Annotated in this window: 20 protein-coding genes; 12 read left to right on the plus strand and 8 right to left on the minus strand. The window is 71.5% G+C overall.

The features are described from left to right. The first annotated feature begins 23 nt into the window (after positions 1-23). A complete protein-coding gene (locus tag AB0J36_RS21490; protein WP_357397166.1) occupies positions 24-1211 on the plus strand; it encodes a low temperature requirement protein A in 1188 nt (395 codons plus the stop codon). A gap of 12 nt (positions 1212-1223) precedes the next feature. Here AB0J36_RS21490 and AB0J36_RS21495 read toward each other — a convergent pair whose 3' ends face one another. From AB0J36_RS21495 to ppdK, 4 genes are all read right to left on the minus strand, one after another. Beyond that, positions 1224-2054 (minus strand): siderophore-interacting protein, encoded by an 831-nt coding sequence (locus AB0J36_RS21495; RefSeq protein WP_357133315.1) that lies wholly within the window; start codon positions 2052-2054, stop codon positions 1224-1226. A gap of 14 nt (positions 2055-2068) precedes the next feature. Further along, complete coding sequence (locus AB0J36_RS21500) at positions 2069-3304, minus strand: deoxyguanosinetriphosphate triphosphohydrolase (RefSeq protein WP_357175818.1); 1236 nt, start codon at positions 3302-3304, stop codon at positions 2069-2071. Between the two features lie 48 nt (positions 3305-3352). Further along, the gene (locus AB0J36_RS21505) at positions 3353-3706 is read right to left on the minus strand and encodes a VOC family protein (RefSeq protein WP_357133311.1); all 354 of its coding nucleotides are present in this window, start codon (positions 3704-3706) and stop codon (positions 3353-3355) included. A 155-nt stretch (positions 3707-3861) separates the two neighbouring features. Beyond that, complete coding sequence (gene ppdK / locus AB0J36_RS21510) at positions 3862-6570, minus strand: pyruvate, phosphate dikinase (RefSeq protein WP_363661040.1); 2709 nt, start codon at positions 6568-6570, stop codon at positions 3862-3864. 259 nt (positions 6571-6829) lie between these two features. On the opposite strand from ppdK, the gene AB0J36_RS21515 reads away from it, so the two are divergent. Continuing rightward, positions 6830-8560 (plus strand): beta-N-acetylhexosaminidase, encoded by a 1731-nt coding sequence (locus AB0J36_RS21515; RefSeq protein ID WP_363661041.1) that lies wholly within the window; start codon positions 6830-6832, stop codon positions 8558-8560. A gap of 659 nt (positions 8561-9219) precedes the next feature. Continuing rightward, positions 9220-9879 (plus strand): C39 family peptidase, encoded by a 660-nt coding sequence (locus tag AB0J36_RS21520; protein ID WP_357397158.1) that lies wholly within the window; start codon positions 9220-9222, stop codon positions 9877-9879. Between the two features lie 105 nt (positions 9880-9984). Here the strand turns inward: AB0J36_RS21520 and dusB are convergent, their stop codons facing one another. Further along, positions 9985-11148, minus strand: a complete 1164-nt coding sequence (gene dusB, locus AB0J36_RS21525; protein ID WP_357133305.1) for a tRNA dihydrouridine synthase DusB — start codon at positions 11146-11148, stop codon at positions 9985-9987. A gap of 178 nt (positions 11149-11326) precedes the next feature. Between dusB and AB0J36_RS21530 the strand changes: the two genes are divergently transcribed. Continuing rightward, positions 11327-12301 carry a type IV toxin-antitoxin system AbiEi family antitoxin domain-containing protein gene (locus tag AB0J36_RS21530; RefSeq protein ID WP_357133303.1) on the plus strand — a complete coding sequence of 325 codons (975 nt, stop codon included), beginning with the start codon at positions 11327-11329 and terminating at the stop codon, positions 12299-12301. A 108-nt stretch (positions 12302-12409) separates the two neighbouring features. Here the strand turns inward: AB0J36_RS21530 and AB0J36_RS21535 are convergent, their stop codons facing one another. The 3 genes from AB0J36_RS21535 to AB0J36_RS21545 all read right to left on the minus strand — a co-directional run bounded on the left by AB0J36_RS21535 (position 12410) and on the right by AB0J36_RS21545 (position 14748). Next, positions 12410-13789 (minus strand): glycine--tRNA ligase, encoded by a 1380-nt coding sequence (locus AB0J36_RS21535; RefSeq protein WP_357133301.1) that lies wholly within the window; start codon positions 13787-13789, stop codon positions 12410-12412. A 114-nt stretch (positions 13790-13903) separates the two neighbouring features. Then, positions 13904-14383, minus strand: a complete 480-nt coding sequence (locus AB0J36_RS21540) for a hypothetical protein (protein WP_357133299.1) — start codon at positions 14381-14383, stop codon at positions 13904-13906. Positions 14384-14406: 23 nt separating this feature from the next. Further along, positions 14407-14748: an antibiotic biosynthesis monooxygenase gene (locus tag AB0J36_RS21545; RefSeq protein WP_007463893.1), complete on the minus strand. Its 342-nt coding sequence runs from the start codon at positions 14746-14748 to the stop codon at positions 14407-14409. 29 nt (positions 14749-14777) lie between these two features. Here AB0J36_RS21545 and AB0J36_RS21550 point away from each other — a divergent pair, with 29 nt between their 5' ends. The 8 genes from AB0J36_RS21550 to AB0J36_RS21585 all read left to right on the plus strand — a co-directional run bounded on the left by AB0J36_RS21550 (position 14778) and on the right by AB0J36_RS21585 (position 19539). Continuing rightward, entirely contained in the window at positions 14778-15035 is a 258-nt protein-coding gene (locus AB0J36_RS21550) for a hypothetical protein (protein ID WP_357133295.1), read from the plus strand. A 54-nt stretch (positions 15036-15089) separates the two neighbouring features. After that, the gene (locus tag AB0J36_RS21555; protein ID WP_357133293.1) at positions 15090-16040 is read left to right on the plus strand and encodes a metal ABC transporter substrate-binding protein; all 951 of its coding nucleotides are present in this window, start codon (positions 15090-15092) and stop codon (positions 16038-16040) included. Beyond that, a complete protein-coding gene (locus AB0J36_RS21560) occupies positions 16037-16798 on the plus strand; it encodes a metal ABC transporter ATP-binding protein (protein ID WP_357133291.1) in 762 nt (253 codons plus the stop codon). Before AB0J36_RS21555 ends, AB0J36_RS21560 begins: the two co-directional genes overlap by 4 nt. 2 nt (positions 16799-16800) lie before the next feature. After that, the gene (locus AB0J36_RS21565) at positions 16801-17667 is read left to right on the plus strand and encodes a metal ABC transporter permease (protein WP_357133289.1); all 867 of its coding nucleotides are present in this window, start codon (positions 16801-16803) and stop codon (positions 17665-17667) included. Positions 17668-17713: 46 nt separating this feature from the next. Beyond that, positions 17714-18013, plus strand: a complete 300-nt coding sequence (locus AB0J36_RS21570) for a metalloregulator ArsR/SmtB family transcription factor (protein WP_282257156.1) — start codon at positions 17714-17716, stop codon at positions 18011-18013. Then, complete coding sequence (locus AB0J36_RS21575; protein WP_357133286.1) at positions 18010-18408, plus strand: Fur family transcriptional regulator; 399 nt, start codon at positions 18010-18012, stop codon at positions 18406-18408. Before AB0J36_RS21570 ends, AB0J36_RS21575 begins: the two co-directional genes overlap by 4 nt. Further along, a complete protein-coding gene (locus AB0J36_RS21580) occupies positions 18405-18848 on the plus strand; it encodes a GNAT family N-acetyltransferase (protein WP_357133284.1) in 444 nt (147 codons plus the stop codon). Before AB0J36_RS21575 ends, AB0J36_RS21580 begins: the two co-directional genes overlap by 4 nt. 82 nt (positions 18849-18930) lie before the next feature. Continuing rightward, a complete protein-coding gene (locus AB0J36_RS21585; RefSeq protein ID WP_363661042.1) occupies positions 18931-19539 on the plus strand; it encodes a hypothetical protein in 609 nt (202 codons plus the stop codon). Positions 19540-20026: the final 487 nt, after the last annotated feature.

Here is a 20026-nt window from a genome sequence, read left to right on the forward strand (position 1 = left end):
GTCCGCGCGGGGACCATGACCAGATGCGCAGGGTACGCGCCAACACGCCCCGGCCGCCGGATTGGGTGGCCGGCCGGCTGCGGATACGGGGGTCCGGCCCGCGCGCGAGTGAGACCGGCGAACGGCACGCCACCTGGCTGGAGCTGTTCCTCGACCTCATCTTCGTGTACGCGCTGGCGGCGGTGACACGCCGGTTGGGCGACGACCCCACACCGTCGCCGAGCGCCGTGCTGGCCGTGCTGGGGCTCTTCGTCGTGGTCCAGTGGGCCTGGTTGGGCCAGGTGTTCTACGACACCCGCTTCGACCCGGACGACGTACCGCACCGGATCCTGGTGCTGGTCGCGCTGGTCGGCGCGGGAACGATCACGCTCGGGGTGGACGAGGTGCCGGAGAGCGTGCTCCTGCCGGTCGGCTACCTGATCGTGCGGGGTGTGCTGCTCCTGCTGTATCTGCGGGCCCGCCCGACCAGCCCGATGGCCCGTACGGTGACCACGATCTACCTGTGCGGCTTCGGGTCGAGCTGGCTGATCTGGCTGGCCTCGCTGGCCGTACCCACCGACACGCGCCCGACGTTGTGGATCGTCGCGATGCTCATCGAGCTGGCCACCCCGTGGGTCGGCAAGCGCTGGCTGAACCGGTTTCCGGTCGACGACCAGCACCTGCCGGAACGGATCGGGCAGTTCACCATCATCGTGCTGGGCAGCGCGCTGGCCAGCCTCCTCTTCGCGGTGCCCGACCATCCGCGGCCACACATGATCGTCACGGCGGGACTGGCCTTCCTGGTGCCGGCGGCCGTCTGGTGGGTCTACACCACCTTCGTCACCACCCGCGAGTCACAGCGCCGGCTGCGCGGCGGCCAGACGTACGCCTACCTGCATATTCCGCTCGGCGGCGCGCTACTGCTGCTCGGCTGGGCACTCGGGCAGATGGTCCGGCTGGCCGACGACGAGGTGGTCCGGCTGCCGATGGAGCTGCGGCTCCTGCTGGCGGCCACGCTCACCGTCTGGGTGCTCTGCGGGCTGGCGTTGCACTGGGTGTGGAACCGGCCGAGCATCGGTCGGCTGGGCATCGCCGGCTACGGCGTGGGCTCGGCCATCCTGATCACCGCGGCGGTGCACGGACCGAAGCTGATGCTGTCCCTGCTCTCGGTGGCGGTCGTCGGGTACGCGGTGCTGCTCACCCGACGACTCACCACGACGGCCGAGGACTGAGCTGGCCGGCGCTCAGGCGGTGGCCGGCTCCTCGGCGGCGACCTGCCGGTTCCACTCCTGCTTCGACGAGCGCCAGCCCTCGTCGTCCATGCCCCGCCGCCAGTAGCCGGAGATGGAGAGCCGGTCCAGCGGCACACCGCGCTCACCGCGCAGCAGCCGGCGCAGCTCCCGGACGAAGGCCGCCTCGCCGTGCACGAAGGCGTGCACCTGGCCGGCCGGGAACTCCAGTGAGCGCACCGCGTCGACCAGCGCCTCGCCCACCGGGCGTTCGCCACGGTGCAGCCAGCTGAGCGTGACCGCTCCGGGGCTGAGCAACTTCTGCTCGTCCGCCGGGTCGGCGATCTCCACGAAGACGTGTGCCGGGGCGCCCACCGGCAGCCGTTCCAGCGCGGCGGCGATCGCCGGCAGGGCGCTCTCGTCGCCGACCAGCAGGTGCCAGTCCGCGTCCGGGTCCGGCGCGTACGCCCCGCCGGGGCCGACGAAGTGCACCGGGTCACCGGGGCGCAGCGCGGCGGCCCACGGCCCGGCCAGGCCCTCGTCGCCGTGGTGCACCACGTCGACGGTCAGCTCGCCGGCGCGCGGGTCCCACCGGCGCACGGTGTACGCGCGCAGCCGGGGCCACTGCTCGCGGGGCATGTCCCGGCGGATCGCGACGAGGTCGAGCGGCTCGGGGTACGCGACACCGGGCTGCGGGAAGACCAGCTTGATGTAGTGGTCGGTGAACTCGCCCACCGGCAGGCCGACCAGTTCGTCCCCACCGAGGACGAGCCGGATCAGGTGCGGGGTGGGTCGTTCGGTGCGCAGCACCCGGACCGAGGTGACGTTCCTGGGGCGTTCCGTCATGCAGTTAGGCTAACCTAAGTAGTCGAGCTGTCCACCAGACGGGTGTGCCAGCTCACCGCCGCCGGATCGGTGAGCGAGGCGACCTGGTCAATCACGACGCGCAGCCGGGCGTCGTCGTCGGGCGCGGCCCGCCACAGCGGGGCGAAGATCGGATCAAGCCCGTCCGGCGCCCGCCGCACCAGCGCGGCCACCAGTTCGGCCAACATCGTCCGCTGGCGCTCGTAGCGACCCCGGAACCCGGTGCGCCGCATCACGTACCGCAGGGCGATGCCCTTGAGCAGCGCACACTGCGCCCGGACCCGCCTCGGCACCACCAGGTCGGCGGCGTACCGGCGGTGTGGGCCGGGGCCGTACCGCTGCTCGGTGGCCTCCACCGCCGCCGACACGAACCGGCCGGTCAGCCCGCTCGTGGTCGCCTTCAGCGCGACCTGGGCACGATGGCTGCCGTCGTACGCGGCGAGGGGGGCGAGCAGCGGGTCGGCCAGCAACGCGACCAGCACCTCGGCCAGATCGGCCGAGGACTCCCCCGAGTACGTGGCGGCCACGTCGGCACAGAGCGCGGCCCGTTCGTCGGCGTCGGCGAGCAGCGGACGCAGCGTGACGTACCCGCCGTGGATGCCGTCCTCGACGTCGTGCACCGAGTACGCGACGTCGTCGGCCCAGTCCATCACCTGCGCCTCCAGGCAGCGCCGGTCTCCCGGCGCACCGGCCCGGAGCCACTCGAACACCGCCGTGTCGTCGGCGTACACCCCGAATTTGCGCTGCCCCGGGCGGCGCGGCCACGGGTACTTGCCGATCGCGTCGAGCGACGCCCGGGTCAGGTTCAGCCCGGCGGACGACCCGTCCGGGGCGAGCACCTTCGCCTCCAACCGGGTCAGCACCCGCAGCGTCTGCGCGTTGCCCTCGAAGCCGCCGCAGGGCGACGCGAGCAGGTCCAGCGCGGCCTCGCCGTTGTGCCCGAACGGCGGGTGCCCCAGGTCGTGGGCGAGCCCGGCGACGTCGACGACGTCCGGGTCACAGCCCAACCGGGCACCCATCTCACGGGCGATCTGGGCCACCTCCAACGAGTGCGTCAGCCGCGTACGCAGGAAGTCGTCGGTGCCGGCGGTGTGCACCTGCGTCTTGGTGGCCAACCGGCGGAACGCGGCCGAGTGCAGCACCCGGGCACGATCACGCTCGTACGGCGACCGGCGGTGGCCGGTGTCCTTGGGCGGCTCCGCCACCAACCGGTCGGCCGGATCAACGCTCACTTTCACTCAGCCGCTGTTGTTCGCGACTGCGGGGCTCGCAAAACCGGCTCACTCCTCGCGCTCAGGCAGCACGCAGAACTCGTTGCCCTCCGGGTCGGCGAGCACCGTCCACTCCACGTCGCCCTGACCGATGTCGACGTGCCGGGCGCCCATGTCGACCAGTCGCTCGACCTCGGCCTCCCGGTCGGCGGGACGCAGGTCGAGGTGGAGCCGGTTCTTTCGTACCTTGCCCTCGGCGACCGGGCCGAAGAAGATCGCGGGGGACCGATCCGGCGACTGGCGGATCTCCACGCCACTCGGCTTGTCGGAAATGATCTGATAGCCGAGCGCCTCGGCCCACCAGCGGGCCAGCCGTGCCGGATCACGGGCATCGACGGTGAGGCTCTCCCAGACGCTTGTCATTCAGTCACCCTTCCCGTTCGACGGCGTAGACAATCGGCCGTTGCGAGCGAGCCAAGGTTACGCCCGTCACGGCTCCTTGACGTGCCCCCGACGCGGCGACGGGTGGTGGGGCGCCGTGGCGGCCCGGTCGCCCGGGTCCGCCACGGCGTCACGCGTCAGCGACTGTCCGAGCCGTCGGTCTGCACTGCCGCGCGGCCAGCCTCCAGGCGTGCGACCGGCACCCGGAACGGCGAGCAGGACACGTAGTCCAGGCCGACCTCGTGGAAGAAGTGCACCGAGTCGGGGTCGCCGCCGTGCTCGCCACAGACGCCGAGCTTCAGCCCGGGGCGGGCGGCCCGCCCCTCCTCGGCGGCGATCCGCACCAGCCGGCCGACGCCGTCACGGTCGATCGACTCGAACGGCGAGATGCCGAAGATGCCCAGCTCCAGGTACCGCCAGAAGAACGCGCCCTCGACGTCGTCCCGGGAGAAGCCCCAGCCCATCTGCGTCAGGTCGTTGGTGCCGAACGAGAAGAACTCGGCGGCCTCGGCGATCTGACCGGCGGTCAGCGCCGCCCGGGGCACCTCGATCATGGTGCCGATCAGCACCTCGACGCCGCTGTCCCCGACCACCTCGGCGATGATCTTCTCGGCCTCGGCGCGTACCGTCTCCAACTCCTGCACGGCCCCGACCAGCGGCACCATGATCTCGGGGCAGGCTTTGCCACCGGCGCGGACGACCGCGACGGCGGCCTCGGCGATGGCCCGGACCTGCATCGCGAACAGGCCGGGGATGACCAGGCCGAGGCGTACGCCCCGCAGCCCGAGCATCGGGTTCTCCTCGTGCATCCGCCGGACGGCCGCGAGCAGCGCCTCCTCCTTGGCCACGTCCTCGCCGCGCTCCTGGGCGACCGCCACGTTGACCGCGAGCTGTTCCAGCGGCGGTAGGAACTCGTGCAGCGGCGGGTCGATGAGCCGGACGGTGACCGGCAGGCCGTCCATCTCGCGGAAGATCTCCTCGAAGTCGGCCCGCTGCATCGGCAGCAGCGCGGCCAGCGCCTCGTCGCGCTCACCCTCGGCGCGGGCCAGGATCAGCCGCTCCACCAGCTCGCGCCGGTCACCGAGGAACATGTGCTCGGTGCGGCACAGCCCGATGCCCTCGGCGCCGAAGCGCCGGGCGCGGGCCGCGTCCGCGCCGGTGTCGGCGTTCGTGCGGACCGCCAGCCGCCGCTTCCCGTCGGCGTGCGTCATGATCCGGTGTACGGCCCGGACGAGCGGGTTGTCGACGTGTTCGTCGTCGAGGCTGCCCTCGAAGTACTGCACAACCTCCGACGGCATGACCGGCACCTCGCCCAGGTACACCTTGCCGGTGGTGCCGTCGATGGAGACGACGTCGCCCTCGTCGACGGTCTGCCCGGCCACGGTGAACCGCTTCGCGGGCACGTTGACGTCGATCTCGTCCGCGCCGGAGACGCAGGTCTTGCCCATGCCCCGGGCCACCACCGCGGCGTGGCTGGTCTTGCCGCCGCGCGAGGTGAGGATGCCCTTCGCGGCGATCATGCCGTTCAGGTCGTCGGGGTTGGTCTCCCGGCGGACCAGGATCACCGACTCACCCTCGGCGGCCAGCTCGACGGCCCGCGCGGAGGTGAAGACCACCTTGCCGGACGCCGCGCCGGGTGACGCGCCGATGCCCGTGGCGACCGCCTCGAACTCGTGGTCGAGCTGGAAGCGGGGGAACATGAGCTGGGCGAGCTGCGCGCCGTTGACCCGGTGCAGGGCCTCGTCCTCGTCGATCAGGCCCTCGTCGACGAGCTGCCCGGCGATGACGAACGCCGCGGCGGCCGTCCGCTTGCCGACCCGGGTCTGCAACATCCACAGCTTGCCGCGCTCGATGGTGAACTCGATGTCGCACAGGTCCCGGTAGTGCTCCTCCAACCGGGCCATGATCGACAACAGCTCGTCGTAGGAGGACTTGTCCAGTCGCTCCAACTCCTGCAACGGCACCGTGTTGCGGATGCCGGCCACCACGTCCTCGCCCTGGGCGTTGGCCAGGTAGTCGCCGTAGATGCCCTGCGCGCCGCTGCCCGGGTCCCGGGTGAACGCGACCCCGGTGCCCGAGTCCGGGCCGAGGTTGCCGAAGACCATGGTCACCACGTTGACGGCGGTGCCGAGGTCGGCCGGGATGCGCTCCTGGCGGCGGTAGAGCACCGCGCGCTCGGCGTTCCACGACTCGAAGACGGCGCGGATGGCCAGGTCGAGCTGCTCACGCGGCTGCTGTGGGAAATCCCGGCCGGTGTGCTTTGCGAAAATCTTCTTGTACGCGTCGACGAGCCCTCGCAGATCGTCCGCGTCCAGGTCCAGGTCGTTGTGCGTACCCTTGGCGCTCTTGATCTCGTCGAGGGCGTGCTCGAACTCCTCGCCCGGCACCTCGCAGACGGTCTTGCCGAACATCTGGATGAGTCGGCGGTACGAGTCCCAGGCGAAGCGGTCGTTCTGGCCCGCCTGCGCGGCGAGTCCCACCACGCTCTGGTCGTTGAGGCCGACGTTGAGGACGGTCTCCATCATGCCGGGCATGGAGAACTTCGCGCCGGAACGGACGGACACCAGCAGCGGGTCGCCCGGGTCGCCGAGACGCTTGCCCATCTCGCGCTCCAGCGCCTGCAGGTGCGCCTCGATCTGACCGGCGAGGCCGTCGGGCTCCCGGCCGGTCGCGAGGTACGCCTGGCACGCCTCGGTGGTGATGGTGAAGCCGGGCGGCACGGGCAGGCCGAGGTTGGTCATCTCGGCGAGGTTGGCGCCCTTGCCTCCGAGCAGGTCCTTCAGGTCCTTGTTGCCCTCGGAGAAGTCGTAGACGTACTTGTGTTCGTCGGTCTCTTGCGCTGCCACCAGAGCCTCCCACGCGCGCCGGATTGACACTTAACGAAGGTTCAGGGCGAAGGTTAAGCGAAGATCGGGTGGCCTGGGACCGTTCGGTGACAATAGGCACAGGTATCACGACTATCCGCGTTCGTACCAGTTTTTGGGAACGCTTCCACGCGCACGATCACGCAATATCCCCGGTCCTCGTATTGTTGACGCCACTGGATCTGCCGAAGCTCGCTTTTGCCATATCCGACGCGAAATAACCCCTTCCGGAGCCGTCGTCGTGTCCTCCCTCCCGATCTCCTCCCCCACCCCGAACCCGAGCACCGCCGCTCACCCCGCCGCCGCCGACGGGATCGCGCTGCCCGCGCACCAGCCGGAGGCCGGTGACCTGGCGGCGCTCGCCGCTCGGGCGGCCGGTGACGACCTGCTCGCCCCGCCGGTCGGCCTCGACAACGTCGTGCCGGCACCGGAACTCCTCGACGCGGACCCGGGGGTGACGTTCGTGCTCGACGGGGACACCGCCATCCGGGTCACCGCCCACCCGGGCGCCCGGGAGGTGGCCGACCACCTGGCCCAGCTGCTGCGCCCGGCGACCGGCTTCCCGCTGCCCGTCGCCGACACCCTCGCGACGGAGTCGACCGGCACGGTGACGCTCACCCTGGCCGGCACGACCCCGACGACGCCCCCCACCCCCGGCGAGAGCGCCGACCTCGGGGCGGAGGGCTACCGGCTCGACGTGACCACCACCGGGGTACGCGTCATCGCCGCGACCGCCACCGGTCTCTTCTACGGCGTCCAGACGCTCCGGCAGCTCCTCCCGGCCGCCGTGGAGAGCCCGACGCCGGTGGCTGCCCGCTGGGCGTTGCCCGGCGGCACGATCCTGGACCGCCCCCGCTTCCCGTACCGGGGCGCGATGCTCGACGTAGCCCGACACTTCTTCGCCGTCGAGGACGTCCTGCGGGTGATCGACCACCTGGCCCGCTACAAGCTCAACCACCTGCACCTGCACCTCACCGACGATCAGGGCTGGCGCATCGCCGTCGACTCCTGGCCGAGGCTCGCCACCGTCGGCGGGGCGAGCGAGGTCGGCGGCGGCCCCGGCGGGCACTACACCAAGGACGACTACCGGCGGATCGTCTCGTACGCGTCCGCCCGGCACGTCACCGTCGTCCCGGAGATCGACCTTCCGGGCCACACCAACGCGGCGCTCGTCGCGTACCCGCGCCTCGCGCCGGACAAGGTCGCGCCCGCGCCGTACACCGGCACCGAGGTCGGCTTCAGCTACGTCGACCCGGCCGACGAGCAGACGTACGACTTCATCGCCGACGTACTCGGCGAGGTCGCCGCCCTCACCCCGGGGCCGTGGCTGCACATCGGCGGCGACGAGGCGTTCAAGGTCAAGGGCGCGGTCTACACCGGTTTCGTGCAGAGGGCGCAGCGACTCGTCGCCGACACCGGCAAGACCGTGGTGGGCTGGCATCAGCTCGCCCCGGCCGCCCACGTCGACGGGCGGGTCCTGCAGTGGTGGGGTACGGACACCGACGACCCCACCACCGCCGACGCCGTCCGCCGGGGCGCCCGACTGATCGTCTCCCCCGGCAACCACGCGTACCTGGACATGAAGTACGCCGACGAGACCCCGATCGGGCACGACTGGGCCGGCCTCATCGACGTACGCCGCGCGTACGACTGGGATCCGGGCACACACGTCGACGGCGTGCCCAGCACGGCCGTCCTCGGCGTGGAGGCCCCGCTGTGGACCGAATCGGTCACCTCGCTGGCCGACATCGAGTTCCTGCTGCTCCCCCGGCTCCCCGCCATCGCCGAGCTGGGCTGGTCGCCCCGGGCGACGCACGACTGGGCCGGCTTCCGGGACCGGCTGGCCGGACACGGCCCGCGCTGGTCCACCGCAGGGATCACCTTCCACCGCAGCCCCGAGATTCCCTGGCCGGCCATTCCGACCATTCCGGGCCAGCGCCCCACCGCCAAGGCAGACACCGCCGAACGCTGACGACACGGCACCCCCGAGGTTGTCAACCGACCATGATCGACTCGGGTTGACCGATATCGGGGTGTCCCGCGCGCCCGGATACCCCGACATCGCTGACGTCGAGTCGATCACCCCGATTGGCGGGTGAGGTCCGGTCCGGGTGGGTGATTTGGGCGGCCGTGGTGTGATCGTCCCGTGGCGGACGGCCCCGGGCGGCGGAATCGCGGGTCGGGCGGGGTCGTTATACGGACCGAGCCGCCGCGACCTACAGGCCGCAGCGCCCGTCCGGCCCCCGGGGAACACCCACCGGGTCGGCGTCGTTACATCCCCCGCACCACCGAGCAGCACCGGCCCAGGCCGGCAGCCGCCGCCGGGAACACCCGCCGGGTCGGCGTCGTTACACCCCCCGCACCACCGAGCACCACCACGCCGGCTCGCGGCAACCGCCGCCGGGAACACCCGCCAGGTCGGCGTCGTTACATCCCCGCACGGCCGAGCACCACCGGCCGTACCCGGTTCCCCGGCGGGAATGATCCGCTGGCCCGGACCGTTGCACCACCCTCCGGGACACCCCCGAGCAGGCCCCGCCGGGTCGCCGGGCCGATCCCCAAGAACTTCCGTCCGGCACACCCCCGTGTGCCGAGTGCGTATCCCCCGATGAAGCAGAGGAGCACGCCATCATGCGTACCGATCTGATTCGCAAGACCGCCCTGACCGCCGCTGGCCTCGCCTTCACCGGTGGAGCGATCGCCGGTCCGGTGACCGCCGCTTACGCCATGTCCGACGCCAAGCCCAGCACCCAGACCCAGTCGGACCGCAAGGGTCACGGTGAGCGGGAGCTCGGCGTGCGCTACGAGGCGCAGCCGAACTTCTACTACTGCGGCCCCGCCGCTACCCGTAACGCGCTGAGCGTGCAGGGTAAGAACATCGACGTGGACGCCATGGCCAAGGAGATGGGCACCACCGAGGCCGGCACCAACTCGATCAACGACATCACCCCGGTGCTGAACAAGGAGACCGGCAAGGCCGACGCCTACCGGTCGGTGGAGATCAGCAGCCCCGACGCCGACGCCAAGCAGACCGACACGCTGCGCGCCGACGTGGTCAAGACCGTGGACGACGGTCGGGCCGTGGTCGCCAACATCGCCGGCACCAGCACCGACACCGACGGCAACACCCACTCCTACGAGGGCGGGCACTACATCAGCGTGACCGGCTACCGCGACAACGGCAACGTCGTCACGATCGCCGACTCCGCCAACCCGGACACCGCCTCGTACCAGATCACCATCGAGCACCTCGCCGACTGGATCGCCACCCGCGGCTACGCCACCAGCTGACCCGCGACCCGCACCACCGACAAGGGCCGGACCCCGCACCCGGGGTCCGGCCCTTGTTCGCATGTCGTCAGGTCTGGTCGCGGAGCGCGCCTCCGCCGCCGGCCGTCAGCCGCCGGAGTCGTCCATCTCGGCGCCCTCGGGGACGGTGTCGTCGTCCCGGCTGGCCAGCCAGCCGTCCGGCAGGGCGACCTTGCCCGGCGAGTTGGTACGCCCGCGCGGCTGACCCAGCGCGGTCAGCGGGAAGGGCTCTGCCGGGTCGAGCTTGCCGAGCAGGTCGTCGAGCTGGGCCAGGCTCTCGATCATCGCCAGCGAGCGGCGCAGGTCGCCGCCGACCGGGAAACCCTTCAGGTACCAGGCGACGTGCTTGCGGAAGTCGGTGCAGCCGTCCCGCTCACCCCGGGCCGGGTTGCGAGCGCCCGCCACGAACTGGTCGACCAGCAGCTCGGCGTGCCGGCGCATGGTCACCGCCACCTCGCCGAGGGTGGGCAGCCGCCGCTCCGGCCGACCGGTGAAGGCGGCCTCCAGGTCGGCGAAGAGCCACGGCCGTCCCAGGCAGCCGCGACCCACGACCACGCCGTCGACGCCGGTGTGGGCGACCATCCGCAGCGCGTCGTCGGCCTCCCAGATGTCGCCGTTGCCGAGCACCGGCACGTCCAGGGCCTGCTTGAGGGTGGCAATCGCGTCCCAGTCGGCGGTGCCCGAGTAGCGCTGCGAGGCCGTACGCCCGTGCAGGGCCACCGCGGCGACGCCGGCCTCCTGCGCGGCGAGCCCGGCCTCGACGTACGTCAGGTGGTCGTCGTCGATGCCCTTGCGCATCTTGACCGTGACCGGCACGCCGGAGGGTGCGGCGGCGTCCACCGCGGCCTTCACCAGGCGGGCGAAGAGCCGGCGCCGCCACGGCAGCGCCGCGCCACCGCCCCGCCGGGTGACCTTGGGTACGGGGCAGCCGAAGTTGAGGTCGATGTGGTCGGCCAGGTTCCGCTCGACGACGATCCGCACGGCGGCGGCGGTGATCTCCGGGTCGGTGCCGTAGAGCTGGAGGCTGCGTGGCTGCTCGTCGTCGCCGAAGGCGATCATGCGCAGCGTCTTCGGGTTCCGCTCGACCAGCGCCCGGGTCGTGATCATCTCGCAGACGTAGATGCCGCCGCCCTGCTCACGGCAGAGCCGGCGGAAGCCGATGTTGGTGATCCCGGCCATCGGCGCGAGCACCACCGGCGGTGACACCTGGTACGGCCCGAGGGTCAGCGGGCGCAGCGCGGGCACGGTCACCGCACAAGTGTAAGGAACGGCCCCTCCTTACCGCCTAGCGCATAGGAAGGGCCCCTTCCTCACACGACGCATATCACACCGCCGCATGATCAACGGAGTTATCCACACCCCGCCGGAGTTTCCACAGGCCGTAGGGCGGGGCAGGACACGGCCTGGTTCCCGCAGTCAGGCTGCCCTCATGCGTGAACATCCACCCGAGCTGGCGGCAGTGGTCGAGCGGCAGCAGCAGATCGCCACCCGGGCTCAGTTGCTCGCCGCCGGCTACAACGACATGTACCTCTACCGCCAGGCCCGGCGCGGCCAGTGGCAACGCGTCCTGCCAGCGACGTACGCCCTGTTCACGGGCATGCTGACCGATGAACAACGGCGGATCTCCGCCGCGCTCTACGCCGGGCCGCAGGCGCAGCTGACCAGCTTGGCCGCGCTCACCTGGTATGGGTTCCGGCAGATTCCGCGTAACACCGACGTACACCTGGTCGTGCCGCACTACGCGCGGCGTCGGTCGGCGGGCTACGCCGTTGTTCGGCGAGCCTTGGCACTGGACAGCCGGCCGCGTTCGAGCGCGCCCTACCCCGTTTGTTCGCCAGCGCGGGCGGTGGTGGACGCGGCCCGTGACCTTGGGCAGCTTCGCCCTGTGCGGGCCGTCGTCGCCGAGTCCATCCAGCGCGGGTTCACCGACCTACGCAGGTTGGACGAGGAGATCCGCCGGGCGCGGCGCAGTCGCACCGCGCTGGTCAGGATGGCGTACGCGGAGGTCGTGGCCGGCACCCGGTCAGCTCCGGAGGCGGAGCTGCGTGAGTGCCTGGCAGACAGCCCGATCCTGCCGCGGATTCGCTGGAATCCTCGCCTTCGCACACTCGACGGGGCGGTATTGCCGACGCCGGACGGGTACCTGCCCGATTCGGCGGTGGCGCTGGAGGTCGATTCACAGGAGTACCACTTCAGCCCGAGTGACTGGGCTCGGACGCTGGAGCGGCACAACGAGCTGAGCCGGCACGGTGTCCTAGTTCTGCACGTGACGCCAGCGCAGCTCCGACGTCATCCGGACCGCATTCGACGAACTGTCGAGGACGCGTACGAGTCCCGGCAGGGCGTCGGAGCCACGCTCCGGGTCCGGGTCGATCCGGCCGACCCGGAAAATGCCAGGACCTGATCGAGTACGACGGCCGACACGACTCCGCTCGGTTCAGCTCGCAGCAGCAGAGTTAGGAAGGGGCCCCTCCTATACCTGAGGCGTTAAGAAGGGGCCCTTCCTTACACGTCAGCAGCCGGGGAGGCGCTCGATGAGGTACCGCTCGACCTGGTCCAGGGAGACGCGCTCCTGACCCATGGTGTCCCGGTTCCGGACCGTCACGGCGTTGTCGTCCAGGGTGTCGAAGTCGACGGTCACGCAGAACGGGGTGCCGATCTCGTCCTGCCGGCGGTAGCGGCGGCCGATGGCCTGCGAGTCGTCGAACTCCACCACCCAACGCTTGCGCAGCAGCGCGGCGAGGTCCTTCGCCTTGGGCGACAGCGCCTCGTTACGCGACAGCGGCAGCACCGCCACCTTGACCGGGGCCAGGCGCGGGTCGAACCGCATCACCGTGCGCTTGTCCACGCCACCCTTGGTGTTCGGGGCCTCGTCCTCGTCGTACGCCTCGAGCAGGAAGGCGAGCACCGCCCGGGTCAGACCGGCGGCCGGCTCGATGACGTACGGCATCCAGCGCTCGCTCTTGGTCTGGTCGAAGTACGACAGGTCGACGCCGGAGTGCTTGCTGTGCGTGGAGAGGTCGAAGTCGGTGCGGTTGGCGACACCCTCCAGCTCGGCGAACTCGGTCCCGCCGAACTGGAACCGGTACTCGATGTCGACGGTGCGCTTCGAGTAGTGCGACAGCTTCTCGGCGGGGTGCTCGTACAGGCGCAGATTGTCCGCCGACAGGCCGAGGTCGAGGTACCAGTTCCAGCGCTCCTGGAGCCAGTACTCGTGCCACTGCTCGTCGGTGCCCGGCTCGACGAAGAACTCCATCTCCATCTGCTCGAACTCGCGGGTCCGGAAGATGAAGTTGCCCGGGGTGATCTCGTTGCGGAACGACTTGCCGGTCTGCGCGATGCCGAACGGGGGCTTCTTGCGGGCGACCGTCTCGACGTTCTTGTAGTTGACGAAGATGCCCTGCGCGGTCTCCGGGCGCAGGTAGTGCATCCCCTCGTCGCTCTCCACCGGGCCCAGGTACGTCTTCATGAGGCCGTTGAACATCTTCGGCTCGGTGAAGGTGCCCTTGTTGCCGCAGTTGGGGCAGTTGACCTCGGCGAGCGAGGTGGGCGCGTGGCCGTGCTTGGCCTCGTACGCCTCCTCGATGTGGTCCGCCCGGAACCGCTTGTGGCAGAACTGGCACTCGGTGAGCGGGTCGACGAACTCGGCGATGTGGCCGGACGCCTCCCATACCTTGCGGGCCAGGATCACCGCGGAGTCGAGGCCGACGACGTCGTCGCGCTGCTGGACCATGGTCTTCCACCACTGCCGGCGGACGTTCTCCTTCAGCTCCACGCCGAGCGGACCGTAGTCCCACGCCGACCGGGTGCCTCCGTAGATCTCGCTGGAGGGGAAGACGAAGCCTCGGCGCTTGGCGAGGCTGACGACGGCGTCGATACGGTCGGCTGGCATGTTTCCTCCTACGCCGGCTGGCGGTCGGCGGGGGCGAGATGTGGATGGAACGGTCGGTTCGGAACAACGGTACGACCACCGTCGCCCCGAGCCCAGCAGAATACCGGGGGCGGGTCAGCTCACCCCGCAGACCTCCATGCCACCGGTCTGACCGTCCTGACCCAGGCTGACCTGCTGACGCTCCCGGTCGCCGCCGTCCAGGGTCACGTCCACCGGCACGGTGAGGTTGGTGGTGTCCACCTCACCCACCCGGAACGCGGTGACCTGCGGCTCGGCGGCCGCCCGCCGCTCGAACTCGGGGCGGGACTCGCGCCGCTGCGCGTCGTCGCAGAGCTGGTCGTACGCCCGGCCGTAGTTGCGCTCGACGAGCGCCTGGTAGTAGTCGCCGGTCACCGTGCGGCCCTGCTCGCGTACCGCCTGCACGCCGCTCACGGCCAGGCCCACGATGGCCGTGCCACCCCCGCCGCAGCAGAGCAGCACGGCGAGGGCGCCGACGCCGAGTCCGATCCAGAGCCGGGTACGACGCCCCTCGGTGGGAGGCGCGGCGAAGGGCGGAGCCACACCGGGACCGGGCGGCGGGGCGGGTGCGGTCATAGGAGCAGGGTAGTGCCCGAGTCTCAGCGGTAAGGACCTGCGGCCCGATCACTCTCGGCGACCACCACGGCTCCGCCCGGCGCGGCGCTGGCCAGCGCCTCGTACGCGGACGGCTCGTCGACCGACTCGGCGAGCAACGGCACCGCGCTCACCTTGACCTCGAAGGCGCCCAGCGCCCGCCGGTAGGTGCCGACCGACTCCCACTCGGTGACCAGGGACCAGTAGCGGGGGTCGTCCAGGGCCCGGACCAGTTGGCCGCGCAGGTAGCCGGGGCAGGCGGCCAGCGCGGTGAGGGCGGCGTGCGCCCGTTCGGTGAAGCCGTCGGCGACATCGACGTCGACCACGAACCGGTTGGTCACCAGCACCGGGGGTTCCTCCTCGTAGAGTCTGTGGGATGCAGCGTACGCAGCGCCCTCTGCTGGCCCGGTTGGCCGGGGCGAACCCGACGTCGGTGTTCCTGCTCACCCTGGTGGTGGTGCTGGTGGCGTTCTTCACGCCGGGGGTGGTCGGCGGCCTGCTGACGCTGGCCCTCGCCGCCGCCCTGATCGTCCTGTTGGCGACCACGTGGTCGGTTCAGGCGCCGCAGACGAGGGTGGTCCGACTGCTGATGCTGACTCTGCTGGTGACGGTGGGCCTGGCGAAGCTGCTCTGACATGCAAGCATGCGTTTTTGACAATCATTGTCGTTACCACGGACAGTTGGCGGCATGAGCAACCGCACCACGTCCCGTGTCCTGGCCGCCGCCGCGACCGCCCTGATCGCCCTGGGCGCCGCCGCCGGCTGCTCCACCGCCGGCCCGGCCGGCGCCGATCCCCAACGGGTCGACGTGGTGGCCGCGTTCTACCCACTCCAGTTCGTCGCCGAGCGCGTCGGCGGCGACGCCGTCCGCGTCACCAACCTGGCCAAGCCCGGCGCCGAGCCGCACGACCTGGAGCTGAGCCCACGCCAGGTCGGTGATATCACCGAGGCCGAGCTGATCGTCTACCTCAAGGGCTTCCAGCCCGCGGTGGACGAGGCGATCGCGCAGGACGACGACGCACCCGTGTTCGACGTGGCCAGCGTGCAGCCGCTGATGGACGCGAGCGCCGGCGGCCACAACCACGAGGGCGACGAGGAGGGGGAGGAGGGGCACGGGCACGCCAAGGACCCGCACGTCTGGCTCGACCCGATCCGGCTCGCCACCATCGGCGACAAGCTCGCCCAACAGCTCGGCACGGTCGATGAGAAGCACGCCGCCGACTACACCGCCCGCGCCGCGGCCCTGCGCGCCGACCTGACCACCCTCGACGGCGAGTTCACCAAGGGCCTGGCGACCTGCCAGCGACGCGAGATCGTGACCAGCCACACCGCGTTCGGCTACCTCGCCGACCGCTACCGCCTCGACCAGGTCGGCATCACCGGGCTCAGCCCCGACGTCGAGCCCTCGCCACAGCGGCTCGCCCAGGTCATCGAGGAGGCGAAGGAGCACCACGCCACCACGATCTTCTTCGAGGCGCTGGTCAGCCCGAAGGTCGCCGAGACCATCGCCGGTCAGGTCGGCGCGAAGACCGCGGTGCTCGATCCGATCGAAGGACTCGCAGCGGGCAGCGACGCCGACTACTTTTCGGTGATGCGTACCAACCTGCGGACCCTGCGGACGGCGTTGAGCTGCTCATGAGCACCCCTGTCATCACCGTCGAACACGGCGCGGTCGGCTACGACGGCCGCACCGTGCTCCGGGACGTCTCGTTCACCGTGACCGCCGGGGAGGTGGTCGCGGTGCTCGGCGCCAACGGCTCCGGCAAGTCCACGCTGATCCGCACGATCCTCGGCCTGGTGCCGCTCAGCTCCGGCTCGATCACCCTCTTCGACCGGCCGTTGCGCCAGTTCCGCCAGTGGCAGCGCATCGGGTACGTCCCGCAGCGCCTCGGCGCCGGGTCGGGCGTGCCCGCCACCGTCCGTGAGGTGGTGGCCTCCGGCCGGCTGGCCCGCCGGGGCATCCTGCGCCCGCCCGGCGCCGCCGACCGGGCCGCCGTCGACGCGGCGCTGCGGGCGGTCGGGCTCGCCGACCGGGCCACCGATCCGGTGTCCACCCTCTCCGGCGGTCAACAGCAGCGCACCCTGATCGCCCGCGCGCTGGCCGGTAAGCCGGAGTTGCTGATCCTCGACGAGCCCACCGCCGGGGTGGACGCGGCCAGCCAGGAGGCGTTCGCGGGCGCGTTGCGCGACTTCGTCTCCGACGGCGGGACGGTGCTGCTGGTGGCCCACGAGCTGGGCCCGTTGCGACCGGTGATCAGCCGGGCGGTCGTCGTCCACCAGGGCGGCATCTGTCACGACGGCCCGGTCCCGGACCCGGCCGGCCACCACGCCGAGCCCGACCACGACCACGTGCACCCGCACGGTCCCGACGAGCCCGCCGGGCTGTGGAGCAACTAACGATGGAACTCTTCCAGTACCCCTACATGCAGCGTGCCCTGATCGGCGCGCTGGTGATCGGCCTGGCCGCTCCGGCGCTCGGCATCTACCTGGTGCAGCGCCGACTGACGCTGATCGGCGACGGCATCGGCCACGTGGCGTTGACGGGTGTCGGCGCAGGCCTGCTCCTGAACCGCTCACCGGTGCTGGTGGCGGTGATCGTCGCCACCGTCGGCGCGATCACCATCGAGCTGGTCCGCGCCCGCGGGCGTACCTCCGGCGATCTGGCCCTGGCCCTGCTCTTCTACGGCGGCATCGCCGGTGGCGTCCTGCTGGTCGGCCTCTCGGACGCGACGAGCGCCAACCTCAACGCCTACCTGTTCGGATCGTTGCTCTCCACCTCGACCAACGACCTGATCACCGTCGGAGTGCTCGGTGCGGCGATCCTGATCACCATGATCGCCCTGCGACCGGCGCTCTTCGCGATCAGCCACGACGAGGAGTACGCCCGCGTCTCCGGCCTCCCGGTGCGCACGCTCAACCTGCTGATCGCGGTCACCACCGCGGTCACGGTCACCATCGCGATGCGGGCCGTCGGCGTGTTGCTGATCAGCGCGCTGATGGTGGTTCCGGTGGCCGCCGCCCAGCAGGTCACCCGGGGCTTCCGCAGCACGATGACCGCCGCCATGGCGCTCGGGTTCCTCGCCGCCGGCTCGGGTGTCTGGGTGGCCGCCAGCGCCGACACCCCGCCCGGGGCCTCGGTGGTACTGCTGGCGATCGCCTCCTTCCTGGTGATGGCCGTCGCCGGGACGATCTGGCGTAGGCGGCACCGCCGCACCGCGCCGGCGCTCGTACCAGCCCTGGAGCCGCACGAGGTCGTGCTGGACTAGCCGTGCCGGATCGGCGGATGTCGGTGGTATTGGTTACCGTTGCAAGATGACCAGCGCAACGGGCTACGAGGGTTTCGACGGAGCCAGCGAACTGCTCCGAGCCTTGTCCGCGCCCATCCGGCTGGCCATCGTCAGCGAACTCGCCGACGGCGAGCGGTGCGTGCACGAGCTGGTGGAGAAGCTGGGCGCCGCGCAGCCGCTGGTCTCCCAGCACCTGCGGGTGCTGCGCGGGGCGGGCGTGGTGCGGGGCTCGCGGCGCGGTCGGGAGATCGCCTACAGCCTGGTCGACGAGCACGTCGCGCACATCGTGGCGGACGCGGTCAGTCACGCGGGGGAGGGATCATGAGCGAGAGCAACGCCGCCGTACGCAACACCCGGCAGCGCTCGGCGGTGAGCGCGCTGCTGGGCGAGATGGAGGGCTTCCACAGCGCCCAGGATCTGCACGCGATGCTCCGGCAGCGCGGCGAGCGGGTCGGCCTGACCACCGTCTACCGCACCCTCCAGGGGCTGGCCGACGCGGGCGAGATCGACGTGATGCGCCCGCCCGGTGGCGAGCACCTCTACCGCCGGTGCAGCGAGGGCCACCACCACCACCTGGTCTGCCGGGCCTGCGGGCGGACGGTCGAGGTCGCCGGCCCGGCGGTGGAGAGCTGGGCGGACCGAGTCGCCGCCGAGCACGGGTACGCCGACGTCAGCCACACCCTGGAGATCTTCGGCACCTGCCCGACCTGTGTCCGATGACGGGCCTTCGGTTCACGCCGGTCCAGTCCGCGGGCGCTGAGACGGCGCTGCGCGACTGGCAGCACATCCACAACTCGATCATCCCGACGGCGCCCCTGTCGGCCGACGAGATCGCCGCTCGCGCCCAGCGCCACATCCTTGAGGTCGCGTACGCCGACGGGGTCGCCGTGGGCTGCTCGACCGTACGTCCCCCGGCACCCGACGCCGCGACCGTGATCGCCCGGGTGCTACCCGAGAGCCGCCGGCACGGCTACGGGGAGCAGATCTACCAGCGCGGGCTGGCCCGGGCCCGTGAGCTGGGCGCGCAGACCATCGAAACCGTCGTGCTGGCGTCCAACGACGAGGGCCTGCGGTTCGCCCGCCACCACGGCTTCGTCGAGACCGAACGGTACGTCCTACCGGGCGACACCATCGCGTTCGTGGACCTGCGGCTCGCCTGATCGACGCCTGGTTCCCGCCCTCCGGTCCGGCCACCGAATCGACGGGTGCCGGGCCGTCGTCGTTCGTGGCACGCTGTCCGACGTGAAGATCTACGCCGATCGGTTTCCGACCGCCGTCCGTCAGTTGCTCACCGACCTGCTCGTCGTCATCTGGGTGTACGCCGCGATCCGCGCCGCCCTCTGGCTGCACGACCTGGTGCAGAAGCTCGCCGTACCCGGGCAGAAGCTGGAGGGCGCGGGCAGTGGCCTCGCCGACAACCTCGCCGACGCCGGCGGCAAGGTACGCCGGGTACCGCTGGTCGGTGACGAGCTGACCGCGCCCTTCCAGCGCGCCGCCGACGCCGCCCGAGGGCTCGCCGACGCCGGCCGGGAGCAGCAGCACCTCGTCGACCAACTCGCCCTCGCCCTCGCCGTCGCGGTGCTGATCTTCCCGCTCGGTCTGGTGCTCTTCGGTTGGCTGCCGCTGCGGCTGCGCTGGATGCGCCGCGCCGGCTCGGCCGCGAAGCTCGCCGCCGTACCCGCCGGACGGGACCTGCTCGCGCTCCGCGCGCTGGCCACCCAACCGCTGGGCCGCCTCACCCGGATCGCGCCCGACGTCGCCGAGGCGTGGCGACGCGGCGACGACAACACCGTCGACGCCCTGGCCGCCCTGGAACTACGCCACCTAGGCCTCCGCCACAAATCCCGCTAACCCCCAGCCCTAACCCCGCGCCCGCACGCCCACCTTCGCGCTCGCCACGCGCCCTCGACGCACCCTCGACGCGCCCACCCGGGCCCACCCGGGCCCACGCCCTCGCCCCCGCCACGCGCCCACGCCCCGCCACGCGCCCACGCCCCCGCCACGCGCCCACCCGCGCCCACGCTCTCACCCTCCCCACGCGCCCTCCCCCCGCGCCCTCCCCACGCGCCCACGCCCTCGCCCCCGCCACGTGCCCTCACGCCGAGACCGTCACCCTCACCCCCGCCACACGCCCTCACGCCGACCGTCACCCTCACCCAGCCGCGCCCAAGCCCCCGCCCACGGGCGCGCCCTCACCCCCACCCCCACGTCCGCCCCACCCCGCCCGCACCCTCGCCCGTCGATCATGGAGTTCTGGTGGGCGACAAAGCACCCGTCAACCCCCATAACAGGCACCACAACTCCATGATCGACGAGATCGGGCGGTGACCGCCTCGCG

Source organism: Micromonospora sp. NPDC049662 (assembly GCF_040675055.1).
Lineage (GTDB): Bacteria > Actinomycetota > Actinomycetes > Mycobacteriales > Micromonosporaceae > Micromonospora.